Annotated in this window: 17 protein-coding genes and 1 tRNA gene; 14 read left to right on the top strand and 4 right to left on the bottom strand. The window is 35.2% G+C overall.

What is annotated here, in order from left to right:
- Position 1: 1 nt before the first annotated feature.
- Positions 2 to 496 carry a DNA-deoxyinosine glycosylase gene (locus F564_RS0113705; protein ID WP_028123154.1) on the top strand — a complete coding sequence of 165 codons (495 nt, stop codon included), beginning with the start codon at positions 2 to 4 and terminating at the stop codon, positions 494 to 496.
- Here F564_RS0113705 and F564_RS0113700 read toward each other — a convergent pair.
- Positions 493 to 1,218, bottom strand: a complete 726-nt coding sequence (locus F564_RS0113700) for a shikimate dehydrogenase family protein (RefSeq protein ID WP_028123153.1) — start codon at positions 1,216 to 1,218, stop codon at positions 493 to 495. The two genes, F564_RS0113705 and F564_RS0113700, sit on opposite strands and share 4 nt — an antisense overlap.
- A gap of 121 nt (positions 1,219 to 1,339) precedes the next feature.
- Between F564_RS0113700 and F564_RS0113690 the strand changes: the two genes are divergently transcribed.
- Positions 1,340 to 2,173, top strand: a complete 834-nt coding sequence (locus F564_RS0113690; protein WP_028123152.1) for an aldo/keto reductase — start codon at positions 1,340 to 1,342, stop codon at positions 2,171 to 2,173.
- Between the two features lie 62 nt (positions 2,174 to 2,235).
- Here F564_RS0113690 and F564_RS0113685 read toward each other — a convergent pair whose 3' ends face one another.
- The 3 genes from F564_RS0113685 to F564_RS0113675 are packed head-to-tail and all read right to left on the bottom strand — an operon-like array spanning position 2,236 to position 6,206.
- Positions 2,236 to 2,604 (bottom strand): response regulator transcription factor, encoded by a 369-nt coding sequence (locus tag F564_RS0113685; protein WP_051259682.1) that lies wholly within the window; start codon positions 2,602 to 2,604, stop codon positions 2,236 to 2,238.
- 35 nt (positions 2,605 to 2,639) lie between these two features.
- The gene (locus F564_RS19300; RefSeq protein WP_034981644.1) at positions 2,640 to 4,493 is read right to left on the bottom strand and encodes a PAS domain-containing sensor histidine kinase; all 1,854 of its coding nucleotides are present in this window, start codon (positions 4,491 to 4,493) and stop codon (positions 2,640 to 2,642) included.
- Between the two features lie 27 nt (positions 4,494 to 4,520).
- Complete coding sequence (locus F564_RS0113675) at positions 4,521 to 6,206, bottom strand: amino acid permease (RefSeq protein ID WP_028123150.1); 1,686 nt, start codon at positions 6,204 to 6,206, stop codon at positions 4,521 to 4,523.
- Positions 6,207 to 6,344: 138 nt separating this feature from the next.
- Between F564_RS0113675 and F564_RS0113670 the strand changes: the two genes are divergently transcribed.
- The 12 genes from F564_RS0113670 to F564_RS19285 all read left to right on the top strand — a co-directional run.
- Positions 6,345 to 6,854: a hypothetical protein gene (locus tag F564_RS0113670; protein WP_028123149.1), complete on the top strand. Its 510-nt coding sequence runs from the start codon at positions 6,345 to 6,347 to the stop codon at positions 6,852 to 6,854.
- A 22-nt stretch (positions 6,855 to 6,876) separates the two neighbouring features.
- The gene (locus tag F564_RS19985) at positions 6,877 to 7,671 is read left to right on the top strand and encodes a PDDEXK-like family protein (protein ID WP_028123148.1); all 795 of its coding nucleotides are present in this window, start codon (positions 6,877 to 6,879) and stop codon (positions 7,669 to 7,671) included.
- Complete coding sequence (locus F564_RS0113660) at positions 7,631 to 7,984, top strand: hypothetical protein (RefSeq protein ID WP_028123147.1); 354 nt, start codon at positions 7,631 to 7,633, stop codon at positions 7,982 to 7,984. Before F564_RS19985 ends, F564_RS0113660 begins: the two co-directional genes overlap by 41 nt.
- Positions 7,985 to 8,074: 90 nt before the next feature.
- Positions 8,075 to 8,533, top strand: coding sequence for a hypothetical protein (locus F564_RS0113655; RefSeq protein WP_154656878.1), 459 nt, complete (start codon positions 8,075 to 8,077; stop codon positions 8,531 to 8,533).
- Position 8,534: 1 nt separating this feature from the next.
- Positions 8,535 to 8,957, top strand: coding sequence for a hypothetical protein (locus F564_RS0113650; RefSeq protein ID WP_034981641.1), 423 nt, complete (start codon positions 8,535 to 8,537; stop codon positions 8,955 to 8,957).
- A 317-nt stretch (positions 8,958 to 9,274) separates the two neighbouring features.
- Positions 9,275 to 9,757 (top strand): 3'-5' exonuclease, encoded by a 483-nt coding sequence (locus F564_RS0113640; protein ID WP_028123143.1) that lies wholly within the window; start codon positions 9,275 to 9,277, stop codon positions 9,755 to 9,757.
- Positions 9,758 to 9,794: 37 nt separating this feature from the next.
- A complete protein-coding gene (locus tag F564_RS0113635; protein WP_028123142.1) occupies positions 9,795 to 11,843 on the top strand; it encodes a DUF262 domain-containing protein in 2,049 nt (682 codons plus the stop codon).
- A 118-nt stretch (positions 11,844 to 11,961) separates the two neighbouring features.
- The gene (locus F564_RS19290) at positions 11,962 to 12,864 is read left to right on the top strand and encodes a helix-turn-helix transcriptional regulator (protein ID WP_076605678.1); all 903 of its coding nucleotides are present in this window, start codon (positions 11,962 to 11,964) and stop codon (positions 12,862 to 12,864) included.
- A gap of 189 nt (positions 12,865 to 13,053) precedes the next feature.
- Positions 13,054 to 16,026, top strand: coding sequence for a tetratricopeptide repeat protein (locus F564_RS0113625; RefSeq protein ID WP_028123141.1), 2,973 nt, complete (start codon positions 13,054 to 13,056; stop codon positions 16,024 to 16,026).
- 135 nt (positions 16,027 to 16,161) lie between these two features.
- A complete protein-coding gene (locus tag F564_RS0113620) occupies positions 16,162 to 17,931 on the top strand; it encodes a TonB-dependent receptor (protein WP_028123140.1) in 1,770 nt (589 codons plus the stop codon).
- A gap of 17 nt (positions 17,932 to 17,948) precedes the next feature.
- Positions 17,949 to 18,022, top strand: a tRNA-Arg gene (locus F564_RS0113615).
- A gap of 729 nt (positions 18,023 to 18,751) precedes the next feature.
- Positions 18,752 to 18,907, top strand: a 156-nt coding sequence (locus F564_RS19285) for a transposase (protein WP_034981638.1), incomplete at its 3' end; no start/stop codon positions are given.

Here is an 18,907-nt window from a genome sequence, read left to right as displayed (position 1 = left end):
GATGAACAGGATTACTTCATTTCCGCCAATTGTAGATGAGAATTCCAGAATATTAATTCTTGGATCTATGCCTGGCGCCAAGTCTTTGCAGATGCAACAATATTATGCCTTTCCACAAAATCAGTTTTGGAAGATTATGTTTCAGCTTTTTGAAGCAGAATTTTCGGAAGATTATAAAACACGTCTTCATTTGATCAAAAAAAACAATGTGGCACTTTGGGATGTCATAGAAAGCTGCGAAAGAAAGGGAAGTCTTGATACCGAAATCAAAGACGAAATCGATCATGATATTCCAGGATTGATGGCAAGTCATCCAAACATCCAGACGATCTTCTGCAATGGGCAAAAGGCTCACAAGAATCTTTTGAAAATTCTGGGTAAGGATTTTAATATTCCAATCGTTGTTTTACCTTCTACAAGTCCGCTTCATACGGTGAAGTTTGACGAGAAATTGGAGCGTTGGAAGGTGATTAGAGCTGATTTGTCCGGAACTTAGCTCTTCCAAATCTGCCAAGCCTTTTCTGCCTGCTGTTCCAACATATAAAAGCCATTCAAAGTGGTAGCGCCTTTTTCGGCAGCTTTTCTCAGGAAAGTGGTTTCCGAAGGATTGTAAATCAGATCGATAACGTAATGTTTATCTGTGATCGCCTCAAAAGGAAATGGTACAGCATCATCAATATTCGGGAAAGTGCCAACCGGCGTAGTTTGAATGATCAAAAGTGACTCCTTCACCAGCGCTTCTGTGAGGTTTTCAAAATTAATTTCAGATTTTCTGGAAACGGTTTTGTGCTCTATAAGGTGTTTTTCTAGGATGTATCTTACGGCTTTTGCAGCACCGCCATCACCAATGATTAAAGCTTTTTTGTGGTGATCCTTCTTATTGATAAGCAAAGTTTTTTCGAATCCGAAAGCATCTGTATTGTAACCCTTTTTTTTGCCATTTTGGAAACTGACACAGTTGACAGCACCAATTTGAGAAGCTTCTTCACTCAATTCGTCTAGGAAGGGGATGATGGTCTGTTTGTATGGGATCGTGACATTCATCCCAATAAGATTGGGGTTTTCTATGATCGTATTCAGATGTTCTATTTCGGAAATGTCAAAGAAATTGTAGTAATGGTCTTTTAAAAACAATTTTTTGAATTTCTCCTCAAAGTATTTTTTTGAAAATGAGTAAGAAATATTCTTCCCGAGTAATCCGAATTCCTGTTTTTCCATAGGTCAAATTTATAAAATATCATTATAATGATCATCATTATTTTTTGATTGTTGTATTATTTTGAGTTCTTTTCCTGATGGCGCAATTTTGGCTTTTAAAACCTTTAAAATAGGATAAAAAATGAAACAAATCATTCTTAATAACGGAACAGAGATTCCTGAGATCGGTTTCGGAACTTGGCAAACCACAGAAGGTGTTCAAAAAACTGTGAAAATGGCTTTGGAAGCCGGTTATAAACACATTGATACCGCTGATATCTATGGCAATGAGGCCGAAATAGGTGAGGCGCTTGAAGAATCTGGGATCGACAGAAAAGAACTGTACATCACGACAAAGATCTGGAATAACAACAGAAGTGCGCTTGGGGTGCAACAGTCAGTGGAACAATCTCTTAAAAAACTGAAAACTGATTATCTGGATTTGCTTTTGATCCATTGGCCTGCCAATGAGATCCAATTTGAAAACTGGAAAGAAATCAATGCAGAAACGTGGAAAGCGATGGAGGAACTGTATCAATCCGGCGTGGTGAAGACTATTGGAGTCAGTAATTTTCTTGTGCAACATTTAAAGGCGCTTTTGGAAACCGCAGAAGTAGTGCCTGCCGTTGATCAGATCGAGTTCCACCCTGGATACACACAGCCAGAAACGGTACAATTTGCCGAGGAGAAAGGCATTGTCATAGAAGCCTGGAGCCCCATTGGATCGGGAAGATTACTGAAAGATGAAGAGCTGAAAGCTATTGCACACCAATATGGCGTGTCACCAGCAATCCTTTGTATTCAGTTTTGCTTGCAGTCTGGTGTTGTTGTTTTGCCAAAATCAGAGAATCCTGAGAATATCAAAAACAACCTTCATTTTGAAAGGTTTAAGATTTCGGACAGTGATATGATTGCTTTGAGGACTTTGAAAGAAACAGGTTTTTCCGGACTTAATCCCGGTAAGGTCGATTTTTAAAATAATTGCACGTTTAACAAAAAAAAGCAGTTTAATTTATTTAAACTGCTTTCTGATAATGATCAAACTTTTTCGGAATAATACCTTATCTTTTCTACAATCTCTCCCAGATCAAAAGGTTTTGGTATAAAATCAACAGCACCACTTTCTATGGCTGTATCTCCCAGACCTCGGCTGGCAGACATAATGACTACAGGAATATTTTTAAAATCCTGGTGCGCTTTTATCATTTTGCAGATATCGCGTCCATCTTCACCGGATAACCACATATCCATCAGGATCACATCTGGTTTCGAAGAGGCTTTGAGTGCATTGAACATCTCAGAACCTTTTTCGTAATTATCTACATCGAAGCCTTCCATATTTAACATCAATTTCACCGAATCCAAAATGGCAGGACTATCATCAACAACTATTATTTTTTTTGACATTTGTATAATTTAGTAATTATTAATTAAGGGTTTGTCTAGTTTTTCGGAATCTCAAAACAAAAATCAGACCCTTTTCCTTCTACAGAGTTGACAAAGATTTTTCCACCACTTCTTTTGATGATCTCGGAAGAAATATAAAGACCCAAACCTAGACCTGGAAATGTGTGCTCTTTGCTTCCGCTGACTCTGTAATATTGCTCAAAAACGCGATCTTTCTTATCTTTAGGAATCCCGATGCCATAATCTCTGACACAGAAAAGGAGACGGTTGTTTTCTAATAATTTGCTGCTTATGCGTATTTTATCAGAGTTGGGAGAGTATTTTATGGCATTGTTTATCAGGTTGCTCATCACCTGGGAGATCCTGTGTCTGTCACCATAGATCATACCTATTGGATTGGCGTCCACCAGAATTTTATGCTTTGTACTCATCTGCTGTTCTTCTACAATTTCTGATATCAGGTCGTCAAAATTAAAATCAAAATTATTGAGAAGGATTTTTCCGTTCTGGATTTTGGTGACATCCAAAAGGTCATTGATGAGATTATTCAGCTTATTGATCTGGTCGTCCATTTTAAGAGCAACGTCCGCACTGCTGTGGTCATCTTGTTTTCTGAGGTTTTTTTCTAAGAACTGAGAATAGAGTTTCAGGCTTGTAAGTGGTGTTTTGAGCTCATGACTTGCAATACCGAGAAAGTTGTCTTTCTGCTGCTGGAATTGTTTAAATTCATCAATGTCTGTACACGTCCCGATCCATTGGACCACTTCACCATCGTCATCTTTGATAGGAATTGCTCTTCCCAGAAACCAGCGGTAGCCATTTTCTTTGGTCTTGTCTTTGAATTGATATTCTATTTCGTAAGCTACTTTATTTTCTTGGCTTTTATTCCAGACTGCCATTGCTTTTGGAAAATCGTCGGGATGTAAAATTTTAGAAGAGGCATTTTTCCGGTTGTCTAATTCTTCAAAACCAGTATATTCATACCATTTTTTGTTGTAGTAATCTACATTGCCATCTTTGTCTGCAGTCCAGATGATGATTGGCAGACTATCCGCCAGATTTTTGTATTTCTCTTCGTTTTCCTGGATTTGTTTTTTTGCAAGCACAAGATCTGTCACATCCTTCGCGAAATTGAGGATGGCGTAGACTTCTCCGTTTTGGTTTTTTAATGCTTTGTAGGAAAAATTATAATAAAAAGTCTCCAGTTTCCCGTCTCGCTCCAGCAGTGCCTTAGCTTCTGTAGCGGAATAAGTTTCTCCGGTTTTATAAACCTCTTTCAGGATTTGTAAAAAAGGCTGGCCTTCTAATTCGGGAATTGCTTCGTGTATTTTTTTTCCAATGACGGCGTCTGTTTTTCCCCAGGCATTGAGCATTTTACTGTTGGCAACATCAATGATTTGATCTTCACCCGTATAGAGTGCAATGGCATAATCTGACTCTTTGATGAGTGTTTCGAATTTATACTCTGTTTCCTTCAGTTTTCTTTCCGCCAACACTTGTTCTGTACTTTCTGTTGCTACAACGCTTACGCCCACGATTTCGCTTTCATCATCATTATAGATAGGATTGTAGATAAAATCGAAATAACATTCTTCTGTTATGCCGTTTCTTACCACATATGCCAATTCTTTATAACCTTTAAAAGGTACTCCTGTTTTCTTGACTTTTGCTAAAATATTAATGAATTTCTGATCTTTTAATTCTGGCAAGGCGTCCACTAGTTTGAGACCTATGATCTCTGGCTGCTTTCCCCACATTTGAAGCATCTGTGGATTGGCCACTTTGATGACGAAATCATCTTCCATCAGCATCGCCAACGCAATTGGAGCCTGGGTCAGCAAAATAGCCAGTGACTCCTGAGAGATATTACTTTTGATAAAGTTTTTCATTGATGTTAATCTAAAAACTACAATAGGTTACGAATTCAAATTTCTGGATGACTGGTTCAGTTTACTGTTTTTATAACCGTAAGAAAAATAAAAAACCAAGCCAATGGCCAGCCAAATACCGAACCATTTCCAATTGGAAACGGCCATTCCTGTAAGTAGATAACAGCAGGAAACCAATCCTAATAATGGAATGAGGGACAGGTTTTTTGTATAAGCCAAACCACACATCACAATGCAGAGGATGAAAAACACCACCATAGAGATATTGGTCGCAAAATGTTCGCCTGAAAATCTGAAAGTATCTGAGAAAAATGTCGGAAATAAATACTGAATCATTCCTGCGGAAACAACGACTAATGCAGGAAATATAAATTTGGAATTGATGTAAGGGATTCTGAATTTTCCTTTGGTCGCACGTTCTGCTAATTCGGCTTCGCTTTGCGGAGATAACATCAAAACCCCACCGCAAACCAGTACAAATGCGAATAAAGTCCCAATGCTTGTAAAGTCCAGTACCAAGTTTTCATTCGTGAAGAAAATAGGAAGTCCAACAACAACTCCCGTCACAATGGTAGCAAATCCCGGGGTTTTAAATTTCGGGTGGATCTCTGCAAATTTCTTAGGCATCAGTCCATCTCTAGCCATTGTCATCCAGATTCTTGGCTGTCCCAGTTGGAAAACCAACATCACACTGGTCATAGCCACTACAGCTGCAATGGATACAATGAAAAGCATCCATTTTACACCTTTCAAAGCGAAAATTTCGGCCAAAGGATCACTTACACCCAACAGTTGATAAGAAACCATTCCGGTGAGCACCAATGCCAAAATGATATAAACGACTGTACAAATGACCAAAGAATAGATCATTCCTTTTGGTAGATCACGTTGTGGATTTTTGCTTTCTTCTGCTAAAGTAGAAACGGCATCAAATCCAATATAAGCAAAGAACACTGCCGAAACGCCACTCATAACACCACCAAAACCATTTGGCATAAATGGTGTCCAATTCTCAATATCAACATAGAATGCCCCAACAATAATCACCAAAATAATGATTGCTAACTTGATGTAAACCATTGAATTGCTGAAGTTTCTGGATTCTTTTGCTCCCCTGTAAACCAAATAGGTGATCAAAATATTGATGATCACGGCTGGCAAGTCAAATATGATTCTTAGATTTCCAATTAATGGTGCGTTTTTCCAAGCTGCTAGGCCTTCGGCACCTTTATTTGTTGCAAAAGCTTCTTTTGCAGACAGATAATTGATGGTTAGCCATTCCGGAAGGTGGATGTGAAAGGTCTCCAGCAGGTTGGTAAAATATCCGCTCCACGAGAAGGCGATGTATATATTCCCAATAGAATACTCCATAATAAGTGCCCAGCCGATAATCCACGCAAAAATTTCTCCGAAAGAGACATAAGCGTATGTATAAGCACTGCCGGAAACTGGAACCCGCGATGCAAATTCTGCATAACACATCGCCGTAAAGCCACAGGCTACGGCACAGATCACATAAAGAATGACCACCCCAGGACCACCGGAAAAACATGCATTTCCAATGGCACTGAATGTTCCACCGCCAATAATTGCTGCTATTCCAAAGAAGGTTAAGTCCTTAACTGTTAGAACTTTGTTGAGGGCGGTATGTTCGCCGTCGCCACCTTGGTTGAGAATAGTATTGGTAGATTTTCTTCTGAAAAGTGAGTTTATCAAAGCTTTAATTTTTATGAAAGTAACAAATGTAATGAAAAATGCTGATTTTGTTAAAAATTTGTTAATCGAAAGTTTTTTTATTAAACGGCCGTGTTTTGGCGGTTTGGTGTTTTAGGTTTGTTGGAAATTAATATTATGACATTTCAAAAACTAAACTTTTATTTAGATAAGAATCAAAGTCACGGACAAAATGATAAATTTCTAAGAACTTTTTTGTTAAAACTTAAAGTTTGTCGTCCGCAAGAAGATTTAAGTTTTTGGCAATACAACTATTATCCTCAAAAATATATAATTGTTCTTGCTGAGAAATTGAAAAATTTAAAGATTATTATTAGTGATAAAACGGATTTAGCTAATGATGAATTACTAAAAAGTCAAAGGTTTTTTGCAGATGAAACTATAAAATTTTATCAACAAAATTTTGATAGTCGTGAACGCTTAATTTTCATTGATTTGACTAATGATTTGGATTATGAAAGTATTTTGGCTTATCAACTTATTGAAAATAAAAAGATAATCGAATTTTTACAATGGCGTCCAGCAATAGAAGTCAAGGAATGGATGGAGAGTTGTTTGGATGGTTTGGAGATTGAGAATTGGTTTAGAAATGATTTAAATAATTATCTTCCGGAGTTGAAAAACTAACTATTATATATAATTAAAAAAAATGAACAACCACGAATTACTTTTAGAAGGAACATCAGGAATTATTAAAAATTTTTATCATAGTAGAGATATTAATGGTGAATTGTTTAATCTTTATTCTTTACTAGGCATTGAACATAGAGAAAATGAAACACACTCTGTTTTGCTTACAGATTTGTTATCTCCAAAAGGCTCTCACGGACAGAAAGGTAAATTTCTTCAACTCTTCTTTGAAGCTTTAAATGTTGAAGTAGAAATTACAGAATATGCAAAAGTTTCGAGAGAGTTTTATATTGGAAAAATTGATGAAAATTATACTAAGGGTGGAAGAATCGATATATTAATTGAAATCGATGATAAAAAGTGGATTATTGAAAATAAACTCTACGCCAAGGATCAAAGAAATCAGTTGGAAAGATATTATAATAAATTTCCTAATGCTACAATTTTATATTTGACTTTAGACGGAAAAGAATATCATAACAAAATTGAATTTGATGTAAGGAAAATAAGTTATGAGGAAACAATTTTAAAATGGCTTGAAAAAATTCTGGACGAAATCAAAGACAAAGAATATCTTTCAAACTCAATAAAACAATATTACAATTTAATTAAAAACATAACTTTTAAAGGGTTTACACTGGAAATGCAAGAAAATATAGAAAACGAAATCATTAAATCTGCTGAAAATTTAGAGTCAGCTTTTGAAATTTATAATAATTATGAAAATGCTACAACAAAGTTGCTTTCGAATACTTTAAAAAAAAATAGATCATTTGCTTTTAAGTCAATTAAACTTAGAAATAGAATCGGATGACAGTGAAAATCGTTACTACAAAAAGCAAATTTGGAATGAATATTTATGTATTGGATTAGAATTCGATAAAGGATTTCCAAATAATCCTTTTATTGGAATATATGCTGAAGAGGCTTGTAGTTTAGAATTAAGAGAGCAACTGAAGAATTCATTTAACTACAGTTCAACCGAATCTTGGCCGGTCTATAAAGATATTGATTTTAATATCTATAAGGAAAATGCTAAAATTCTTTTTGATGATACCTTGGTAGAATTGATAATACGTGATGTGAAAAAATATGTAGAAATTCTTGATGAAATTTTTCTTAAATAACAAGTTACTGAAAAAGATTCTCCCACCAGAGAATCTTTTTTATTTCCCCAACATCAAACGGACACACTTTGGCAGTTAGCTATTTTAGATTTGCTTAAAATTGAAAAAATAATGACTCAGCAATACCAACAACTTCTAAAACTTTTGAATCGTTTTGAATTTAAAATCAATGAATTTTCTGCTTTTCGGATTTTTAATAATGATTATTCCAAAATCATAGAAAACAGCCAACTCTGTTTATTGGAAAAGCATCTGGAGATAGAAATTATAGACCTTTCCAAAATGTTTGATGTTAGCAGGAAATCTGCAATTATTTTAAGTGCATTGTTTTTCAATAGTTATATAGATGCAGAAGGATTTGTTTCAAAAGCTATTTCTGAGCAAGATTTGATGTTGGCGGTTTGTCTTGATCCTCAAATTATCTCTGAACTACAAGAAGCTATTTTAGAATTAGAAAATAAGAATATTTTGAAAGTCAATATTTTGGACGATTTTGGCAATAAGTCTTATGAGTTGACAACCACTTTTATTAATACAATTAAACTTTGAAATGATGAATACCAATCTACTAAAAAACATCGATGTGATTTATAAAGAAACCTCGCGGATGAGCTACAAAACCATTGAGCAATGTCAATCTGATTACGAAAAACAATTGAACACCGTCGCACAAGCTTTTGAAATCAATCATCTTGAAGCCATCTTCCTGTCTGCAATTATCATCAATAATACCGAATACAAAAACTGTCAATTGGAAGATATTGCAAACCAATTAAATGTTTCAAAATTTGAGATTATGGAGAATTTGCAATCTCTGTTTTCTTTGGAATCTCAAAGTTTAATTAGCATTAATGAACCCGAGGACATCACTCAAGAAAAAAGATTAATAAATCGAGCGAAATATCCAATTGATATTTTGAACAAAAGCTTCGTCATCACAAAAACAGTAGAAAACAAATTGTTGAATTTGTAATCCATTTTACGGAAAACCGTAAGGAAATGAAAACTGAAATTTAGAATTTTGATAATTAAAAAATAACCAATATAAAACTTAAAATTATGGCAAATTATTATTGCAAATGGTGTGGACAAAAATCTTCAAGTGTTGCTAATCTAACAGCTGGTACCTGCTCAAAAAATCCGGAAGGAAAAAAACACGCGCTTTACGAAGGCTCTGAAAAATCACAATATGTTTGCAAATGTTGTGGACACAAATCTTCGAGTATTAGTAATCTATGTGCAGGTACTTGCTCAAAAAGTCCTACAAAAAAACATCAGCCAGCACTGTAGATGAAAAACTTCACAGCTATCGACTTTGAAACCGCTCAAGGTTACCGTCACACCATTTGCCAAGTCGGACTTGTGCGCATGGAGAACGGGATCATCACCAATGAGGTTAACCTTTTGGTTCAGCCTCCGGATAATTATTACTGGAAAAACCTGATTGAAGTTCACGGAATCACGCCTCAAAAAACTACCAATTCGCCAACGTTTGATAAAGTTTGGGATACTATAGAACCATTTATAAAAGGACAAACTGTAGTTGCGCATAACGGTTTTGGTTTCGACTTTTCGGTTTTGCAGAAAACTTTAGAGTTTTATGGAATGAAGGCTCCGGAATATGAAAAATACTGCACCTACCGAATTTACAAACAGAATCTGGCTTCGCTTTGTAATAAATATCAGATTTCTTTAAACCACCACGATGCACTGAGCGATGCGAGAGCTTGTGCGGAGTTGTTTTTGAGGTATTTGAGGAAGGAGAAATATTAGATAGAACTTTTTAAATTTTTGAGAAAATTAATGAACTATGAGTGATATTAAAATTAGAGGATATTCTTTAAAGGATATTTCGAAATGGCAAGATGAATTGAATGAACAGAAAGATATTGTGAAATTGCCTACGTTACAACGAGGTTTTGTATGGAAACCGACACAAATTGAAGCTTTATGGGATTCTATTTTTAGAGGATATCCAATAGGTTCTGTCCTAATGTCTTTTGACGGCAGTTCCAAAGAGAGATTACTTTTGGATGGGCAACAAAGAAGTACTTCTATTGCTTTAGGGTTTTTCAATCCTTTTGATGAAAATAGGAAGCAGGAATTCTTTTCGCTGAAAAATTACTTACCAAGTATTTGGATTGATTTACAGCCAGATAATAGAACTCAAAATCAGAAATTTGTATTTCGTGTGTTGACTAAATCTCATCCTTGGGGTTATCAGTTATCAAATAACTCTTCTACTTTGGAAATGAAAGACAGAAGAGCATCTATTTCTTATTTTTTAACCAAGCAAAATGGTACAAAAAATTATATAGATTTTTCACCTTCAAACATAAATCCGTGGGATTCATATTTCCCAATTCCTTTATCCTTTATTTTAGATTTGGATGATGTCGATTTTGAAAATTTTACTTTTAGTTTAAAGAGTAAATTGAAAAACTTAAATATTCAAACCAAATACTCTCAATCTCAAAATGTCAATTACGATGATGTAAATGAAGAAAGTTTTCGACAAATTTTTGAAGGGTTAAAAAATGCGAAGGATCTAAAGATTCCTGAAATTAAAGTTAATGCTAGTATTCTAAAAGAAGATGACGATTCTTTGGAAAATGAAAATCAAGATCCAACTTTGTTTGTACGTTTAAATTCTGCTGGAACACAGATTTCTGGAGAAGAATTAATTTACTCAATTTACAAAGCTACCTTTCCAGAAAGCAAAGATTTGGTGGAAGAAATCGGTGCATCATTTATTACACCAAGCAAAATTATAAACATATTCTCCAGATTAGCAAATTGTAATCTTAATCATTATCAAAGCTATGTCAACTCGTATAATATCAATACATTTAGAAAAGCAATTAAGGACCAGAATTATAAATTAGAGTTAAAGAATATAATTCTCAACAGAACTGGAAAGGATTTGATTGATATTGCAATTACAATTTTGAAGCAGAATAAGATTGATTTTCCTAATATTGTCCTAAAGCAATTGATTGTTTCTGATACTGACTTGTTTTTCATACTAATCGCATACATTCAAAAAAATAGTTTGATTTTTGAAAATTTATCATCTCAAGAAGTTAAATTAATATCCGCAAAATATATCCATATTTTATGGTTTAAGAAAAGTAAAAATTTCTATAAAAGTTTATTTGAAAATTTAATTTTATTAGGACTTTCTTGGAAAGAGGCTACTCAAAAATTGATAGAAAGTGAAATGGTGTTGCCAATTGTTGAACCCATTTTGCTTAGAAATAATTTATTAAAAATTATTGAAACTAAGAAAAATTTTGATCAACTTGGTCTTGAGAATTTAGATAATGAGATAATATCCAAATTATCAATAAAACAGAATTACACAAATGAACAAATTTTTGCAAACTGGTATAATCTGGTCAGTTTTATTAGAGGAAATAAATCAATGTTACTCTTTGCGCAAAGAAATTATTTGAATGAAAAGTTTAAAGAATTTAATCAAATAGAAAGCATTGAAGATACAAACCGACCCTGGGATTATGACCATATTTATCCTATCAGTTGGGTGTCAAATAAAGAAAATATAAATCCTCTTATTAAAAGTTGGGTCAATACTATCGGGAATTATCGAGCTTTATCCTATGACGATAATAGAAGTGAGAGCAATACAAAATCTCCTAAAACAAGATTTGAAGAAGATCCTAAAAGAGAAGATAGCTTTGTTCAGGAAAATGATTTACTTTTTTGGAATAAATTAGATAATCACTCTTGGAGAATTAAACATCAAAATGTTGCAATGGTACAAGCATTTATGTCGGCCGTTATTCATCGTATGTGTAATATCTACGAAGAGTGGTATGATAAATATTATCAAGCCTAATGTTTTTGGTATTCAAATCCTAATTTCCCAAAAAGTGAGGATTTTTTATAACAAAAATCACAAACACCCACACTTTGTCTGTTTACTATTTTATCTTTACTTTAACAAAAATCAACAAATGGCAATCCTAGACAAAAACCACAGGCTAATGAGCATCGCCAACTTTCTGAAAAGCAAACCGAAAGGCGCAAGCTTCAAAGAAATTCTAAAACATCTTGAGGAATTGCATCACAAAGAAAGTTTTTCTAGTAATTTGGCAAGCAGTCAAAAAACTTTTAATAAAGATATGAAGCTTCTTGCGGAACTCGGGATCGAAATCAAATTCAAACGCTCTACGATGACGTACCAGATTGTCAATGATAGTTTTTCCGATCATTCACAAACAATTTTCGACAATCTTCTTTTGGTAAACGCCTACAAACAAGCCGAAAATAATTCCGAAATAATGATCTTCGAGAAGAGGCAAGCTTCTGGTTTGCACAACTTGGAAGGCTTGATTTTTGCCATTAAAAACACGAAAGTCATTAGCTTCAACTATACCAAGCATTGGGAAGGTATTGCGACGAAAAGAGTGGTAGAACCGTACGCTTTGAAGGAGTTTAAAAACCGCTGGTATCTTTTGGCAAACGAAGCGGATGGAAAAGATTTCTTTCTAAAAACATTCGGACTCGACAGGATTTCTGAGTTAGAATTCAATTCTAAAACCTTTAAAAAGCAAGAAACCAATATCGATGATTTGTTCAAAAACTCATTCGGAATCATTTCCACTTTGGGTCAGAAACCGGTAATTGTGGTTTTGTCTTTCGATGATGAACAAGGGAAATTCATAAAATCTCTGCCCATCCATCATTCCCAAAAAGTGTTGATCGATAACGATTCGGAGTACAGAATAGAGTTGACGCTGGTTCCAACCTACGATTTCTACCAAGAACTTCTCACGCATACAGGAAGGATGAAAATCATTTCGCCCGAAAATGTGAAAGCAGCGTATTTTGATTTTATTAATTCTGCAAAAAATTAAGTCAATTTTAGAAAATTAATTAAAATTGAATTCCCTTTCTCCCAGAGAGGGAAGTAAGGAGACGGATTTTCCTCAAATTATAATTAATTCCCAATTAAATTCCCTTAAATAATATCTTTTCCCTATTTTCGTTGAAAAGGAACAAACTTTGTTGGAGCAGGATCTTCGACAATAATTTTGAAAATCTCTATGAATTCAAAAAAAATAATACTGGCTTCAATGATCTCTTTGTATGGGATTTCCGAGGCGCAACAATCTCACTATTTTACAAAGAACGAAGATTATCATTTTGGTTTGGCAGATCATCTCTACCAGACCAAGATCTATAACGCTTCTCAATACGAATATTCCAAACAATATTTCTACAACCAATATCTCAGCAATTCTAGAAAAGAGGCTTCCGCATTTTTCAGCAATGTGATTGGCGTGATTCTTCAGCAGCAATATGCGGAAGAAGGTCTGAACGCCTTTATGAAAGAATACCCGAATTCTGCTTATTTTGCGCAGGCCAGCGGACCCTTGGCGGATTATTATTTATCTAAAAAAGATTTCGAAAAAGCACTGGAAACTCTACAGAAAATCAATCAGTCACAACTTAGCCGTGAGGAAAATACACAGCACATTATGAAGCTGGGTTATGCCAAGTTTATGACTGGCGATTCTGCAGGTGCGATAGAGGCTTTGGAAGAGTCTTTCAAATCCGCGGATGAAACCAGCAAACCTGCAATTTCTTATATGCTCGGACATTTGTATTACGCTGACAAACAGAATGATAATGCTTTCATTTATTTTGACCAAATCAAAAATAATGAGGAATATGCCCATCTGGTGAAGCCTTATTATGTTCAGATGTATTACAATCAAAAGAATTATGACCTTGCGATTTCGGAAGGAAATGAACTTCTTAATAATGGAAAAATAACCTCTTATGATACAGAAATTCATAAAATAGTTGGAGAAAGTTATTTTATGAAAGGCGATTATCAATCCGCTTATCCACACTTGAAGTTATTTTTGGATAAGGAACAGACGCCTTCAGAATCTGACCTTTATGAGATGGGATTTGTTTCCGCGCAGCTGAAGAAAAATGATGAAGCCGTTGGCTATTACAACCAATTGATCAACAGCAATTCTCCTTTGGCGCAGAACGCTTACTACCAATTGGGAAATGCGTATCTGGAAACCGGAAAAAAACAGGAAGCTTTGTCAGCATACCGTAATTCTTCACAAATGAATTATGACCCAAAAGTTCAGCAATTGGCTTTGGAACAATATGCGAAATTGAGTTACGAACTGGGAAATCCGTTTGAGAATTCTTCAAAAGTAATTCAGAGGTATATTGATCAATATCCGGGCGGTGCAAAAACCCAGGAAATGAAATCGCTTCTCGTGAAGTCCTATCTGTATTCCGGCGATTACAAAGCAACTTTGGAAGCACTCGGAAAACTCGACCAAAAAACAAATGAGACCAAAAAAATAGAGCAGGAGGTGTCCTATCTTTTGGGTTCTGAGGAATTCAATAAAGGGAATTTTGATGTGGCTGAAAAATATTTCAAGCAAAGTCTTCAATCTCATTTAAACAAAGAATTTTATAAGAAAGCGCAATATTGGTTAGGTCAAACTTACTATCAAAAAGGTGATTACAAATCCGCCATTGCGACTTACACCAAACTCGAAAATGAAACGGCAGAAGGTTTCCCGGAGCGTGAACAGTTGGATTATGATCTAGGTTACGCTTATTTCAAGGCGAAGGATTTTGCTTCGGCTCAGGCATATTTTAAAGAATATCTGAGATTTCCGAAACAGGAATTCAAAGCGGATGCAGAATTGCGTTTGGCTGATACTTATTATGCTAACAATCAGTTGAATGAAGCTTTAGAGATTTATAACAAAACCGAAAATGCCAGCGATTACACCTTGTATCAAAAATCTTTGGCTTTAGGCTTCAAAGGTGATACGGTGGCGAAAATTTCGGAATTGAAAACCTTGATTTCAAAATACCCAAATTCTGAATATGTGGACGATGCGAATTACGAAATCGGAACGGCTTATGCGCAGAATGATGATTTCAATAATTCAAATGCTTACTTCGATAAAGTGATTCAATCCAGCCCGGACAAAGATCTGGTTGCCAATTCCCAAATCTACAGAGCGCAGAATTACATCGATCAAGACCAAACTGATAAAGCAATTGCTGAGTTTCAGCTTTTGGCAAATCAATATAAAAATACTGCGTTTGCCGAGAAAATTGTTTTGGCTTCCAAACCTGCTTTCGTGAAAAAAGGTGATGTTGCAGGCTATGAAAATTTCGCTAAGGCTTTAGATGTCAAAGTGGACAGTTCTGAGATCAATGAAATCAATTTCAGTCTGGCGCAGGAAAGTTTCAGTAAGAAAGATTACGCGAAAGCCGTTTCTTATTACGAAAAATATCTGGATCAAAGTCCAAGCGGCGACCATCTTTTCAAATCTCAATATGAGTTGGGCGAAAGTTATTATCAGTTAAAACAAATTAATAAAGCAATGTTGCCACTGCAGAACGTTGCGGATTTCCAGAATGATTATCAGCAAGATGCGCAGGTTCGATTGGCGCAGATTTACATTTCGCAAGATAAAATTGCGGATGCAAAAAAATATCTGGAACAAGTTGCCAACTCCACGAATGTGAATATCAAAAACTTCGCTTCGGTAGAATTAATGAAAATCTACGCGGACGAAAAGAACTTTGCCGAAGCGGAGAAATTCGCCAATGCCGTAATCTCAAACTCTAAAAATTCTGCAGCAACATTGGAACAGGCGAAAGTTATCAAGGCGAGAAGTCTGATGCAGCAATCCAAAGATAAAGAGGCGCAGACAGCTTATACTGCTTTGGAAAAATCCTCCAATACAGAAGTTGCAGCAGAGGCTCTTTATGCAAAAGCATTCTATCAAAATAAAGGAAAAGCGTTCAAATCTTCCAACGAAACTATTTTCAAATTGGCAAACAATTACGCTTCAGAAGAATATTGGGGCGCAAAAGCTTTGGTCATCATGGCGAAAAATTATCTGGCTTTGAAAGACAATTACCAGGCGAGTTACACTTTGGATGAGATCATCAATCATTACGGTGATTTCCCAGAAGTTGTGGCAGAAGCCAAGGAAGTGAAAGCACTGATCAAGAAGTAAATATAAAGGTTACAAATTTTTAAATCAATTTTTACCCCGACCCTAAAGGGCGAATTGCTTTAAAAATTTCATCAAAAATACTCGCTTTAGGGTTGGGGAAATAATTTTGATGAAATTTTAAAAAATAAAAAATAAATGAACAAACTGAAATATATCGCCGCTCTGGCATTTTTAGGAACTTTCGGAATTTCGGAAATCGGAGCTCAGATCAAAGAAGAGCAACTGATTCTGAACAGAAAGCGCGAACCTGAAGTCAAAAAGATCGAGAAGAAAAAAACGTCTGTCATCCAGGAAAAAAATTATCCGCCGGAAAACAAAAAGAAGGAAGATTCTCTCAATCTCAAATACGACATCGTGAATGTGCCACCGGTTTCTGACTTCAAAACAACGGCAATCCAAAGCGAGGATATTTCTCCAAAATTCAATCATGATTTTCAGTCCAATTATTTCCGATTGGGTTACGGGAATTATGGTAAGTTTTTGGCAGATGCCAACATCTCGGGGAAGGTGCAGGACAATGTGGAAGTAGGTGCGGACGTTCATTATTTATCGACAACAGGACTTAAGAAAGATTACGATTGGGATTCCAAAAGTAGTCAGGCAACCATTGGCGCTTATGCGAATATCTATGCAGAAAAAGGCAAGTTCAATCTGGATGCTAATTATGGATTTAATAATTATAACTACTACGGGATCTATGCTTTGACGCCTGAGAATCCTGATCTCGATTTGCAACAAAAAGTCAATAAGTTCAGCGTGAATGCTTCTTATGACCATTATTCCAATGAGATTTTGAATAATGTAAAAGTGAGGTCATATTTTCTAAGCGATCATTTTGATGCGAAAGAAAGTTATGCGAATGTGGAACTTAATTTGTCGAAACACGATTTTGAGATCAACGATCAAATTACTGCAAATGCAGATTTAGGGGTCGATTTGGAAACGGTCAATTCTAAATTTGAATTGCTGAATCAAAATAACTCCAACCAACTGAATTTTACTTTAGCGCCAAAAGTCACTTTCTACAAAGGCGAATCGTATTTGTTGATTGGGTCGGATTTTAGTTTTCTTCATTCTAAATTATCAGATATTAATGCTGAAAATAAGGGAAGCAAATTCTACTGGTTTCCCAGAGCAGAAGTGTTGGTTGCTGCGGCAGATGAATTCAAATTCTATGGTGGAATTGATGGTGGTTTGAAACTGAATACTTACGGAAATCTGTTGGAGGAAAATCCATTTTTGATCTCAGATTTGCTTTTAACGCCTACTGAAACGAAGTACCATTTCTATTTCGGTTTGAAAGGAGATGTCAATCAGATGTTCAAATACGATGTGAATGCGGGTTTCAGTAAAGTGAACAATGCGCAGTTTTTTGTTAATAATGGATGGTTTAATGCTGCCATTACGCCTGAAAGACCAGGTTTTGATTTTGCCAATACTTTCAGTTCGGTTTATGACAATGGAACATTAATGGAGATCAAAGGCGATTTGCAAGCATTTCCAATGGAAAACCTCACTGTTGATGCGGGTTTACATTTTGTGAAATATAAGTTGGATAACCTGGAAGAAGTTTATTACAAGCCTTTGGTTCAATTCAATCTTGGTGCAAAATACACAATGCTGGAGAAAAAACTGAATCTTGGTTTTAAAGCTTATTTTGTAACAGACAGGACTGCAAACTCATATTCTATTGTGACAACTTTCCCGGCATTTTCGCAGCAAGAGAATAGAAATGAGAAAGTTGGCGGTTATGCAGATTTAAATTTGTCTGCAGAGTACAAACTTCACAAAAATTTCAGTATTTTCGCACTCGGAAATAATCTTCTTGGCGCTAAGTACCAAAAATATTTGGGTTACCAAGTTTTGGGCGCACAGTTTTTAGGAGGTGTGAAGATGACGTTCTAAACATCATTGATGAAAATGGCTGCGTAGTTCAACTGGATAGAATATCAGATTTCGGCTCTGAGGGTTGGGGGTTCGAATCCCTTCGCGGTCACTCTAAGGGAAAAGTCACTTTTATCAGTGATTTTTCCTTTTTTTTTACTTTGTAAAATGTTGTTAATTAGTAAGATAGATGATAGTGCGGAGTTGAGCTGGGGTGTTCGAAACGTATTTTCTGCAAATTCGAGTTTTTCACTAAAAATCGAACACATTAGTGTTTTTTTTGTGTCATCATCACCTTTAGTATAGATTTGAGAGAGATTTGGTAAAATTTGTAGGGTCTGATGAAGTTTGTTTTTGATGTCAGTATTTGTACGGTTTAACTTTTGATTTTGCAAGTCAATTTCTAGTACGTCAATCTTTTTTTTACTTTCGTTTTTAATTATCTGATAATCTTCAAAATCTAATTTATCCTCCAAGTATTTTTCACGAGCACTTTCTAAACGATTAGTCAAATTTGTAATTTTAGTAGAGATTTCTCTTTTCTGCGCATTGAGATTTTGCTCAATATTTTTAAAATTACTTAGAAGAATTTCTTTTATTAAATTACTAAATCCGACATTAAATTCGAATTTTTTCAACTCTCTTTCGAACGTACAATTAACTAAATCAGAATTGTGTCTGTAACCACATTTAGAATTGCAATGATAATAGTAATAAATATTTTTCTTTCCTTTTGATCCGCTACCTGTAATGTGCCCTCCGCATTTTGGACATTTCAAAAAACTGGATATACTAATTTAACGTCCAGTAAAAGTTAAGCATAAAACCTTAATTTTAAGATATGAAACAAGAACGAAAAATCTATGATCCTGCTTTCAAAACCCAAGCAGTTCAATTGAGCAAAGAGAGAAATAATATATCAGAATTAGCCAGAGAACTCGGTATTAAAGTGACTTTGCTATACAAATGGCGAAAGGAATTTGAGGAGTTTGGAGCC

It is taken from the genome of Epilithonimonas tenax DSM 16811 (genome assembly GCF_000428485.1).
GTDB lineage: Bacteria > Bacteroidota > Bacteroidia > Flavobacteriales > Weeksellaceae > Epilithonimonas > Epilithonimonas tenax.
The sequence above is the reverse complement of the archived record's forward strand: the minus strand, read 5'-3'. Positions and strand labels throughout refer to the sequence as shown.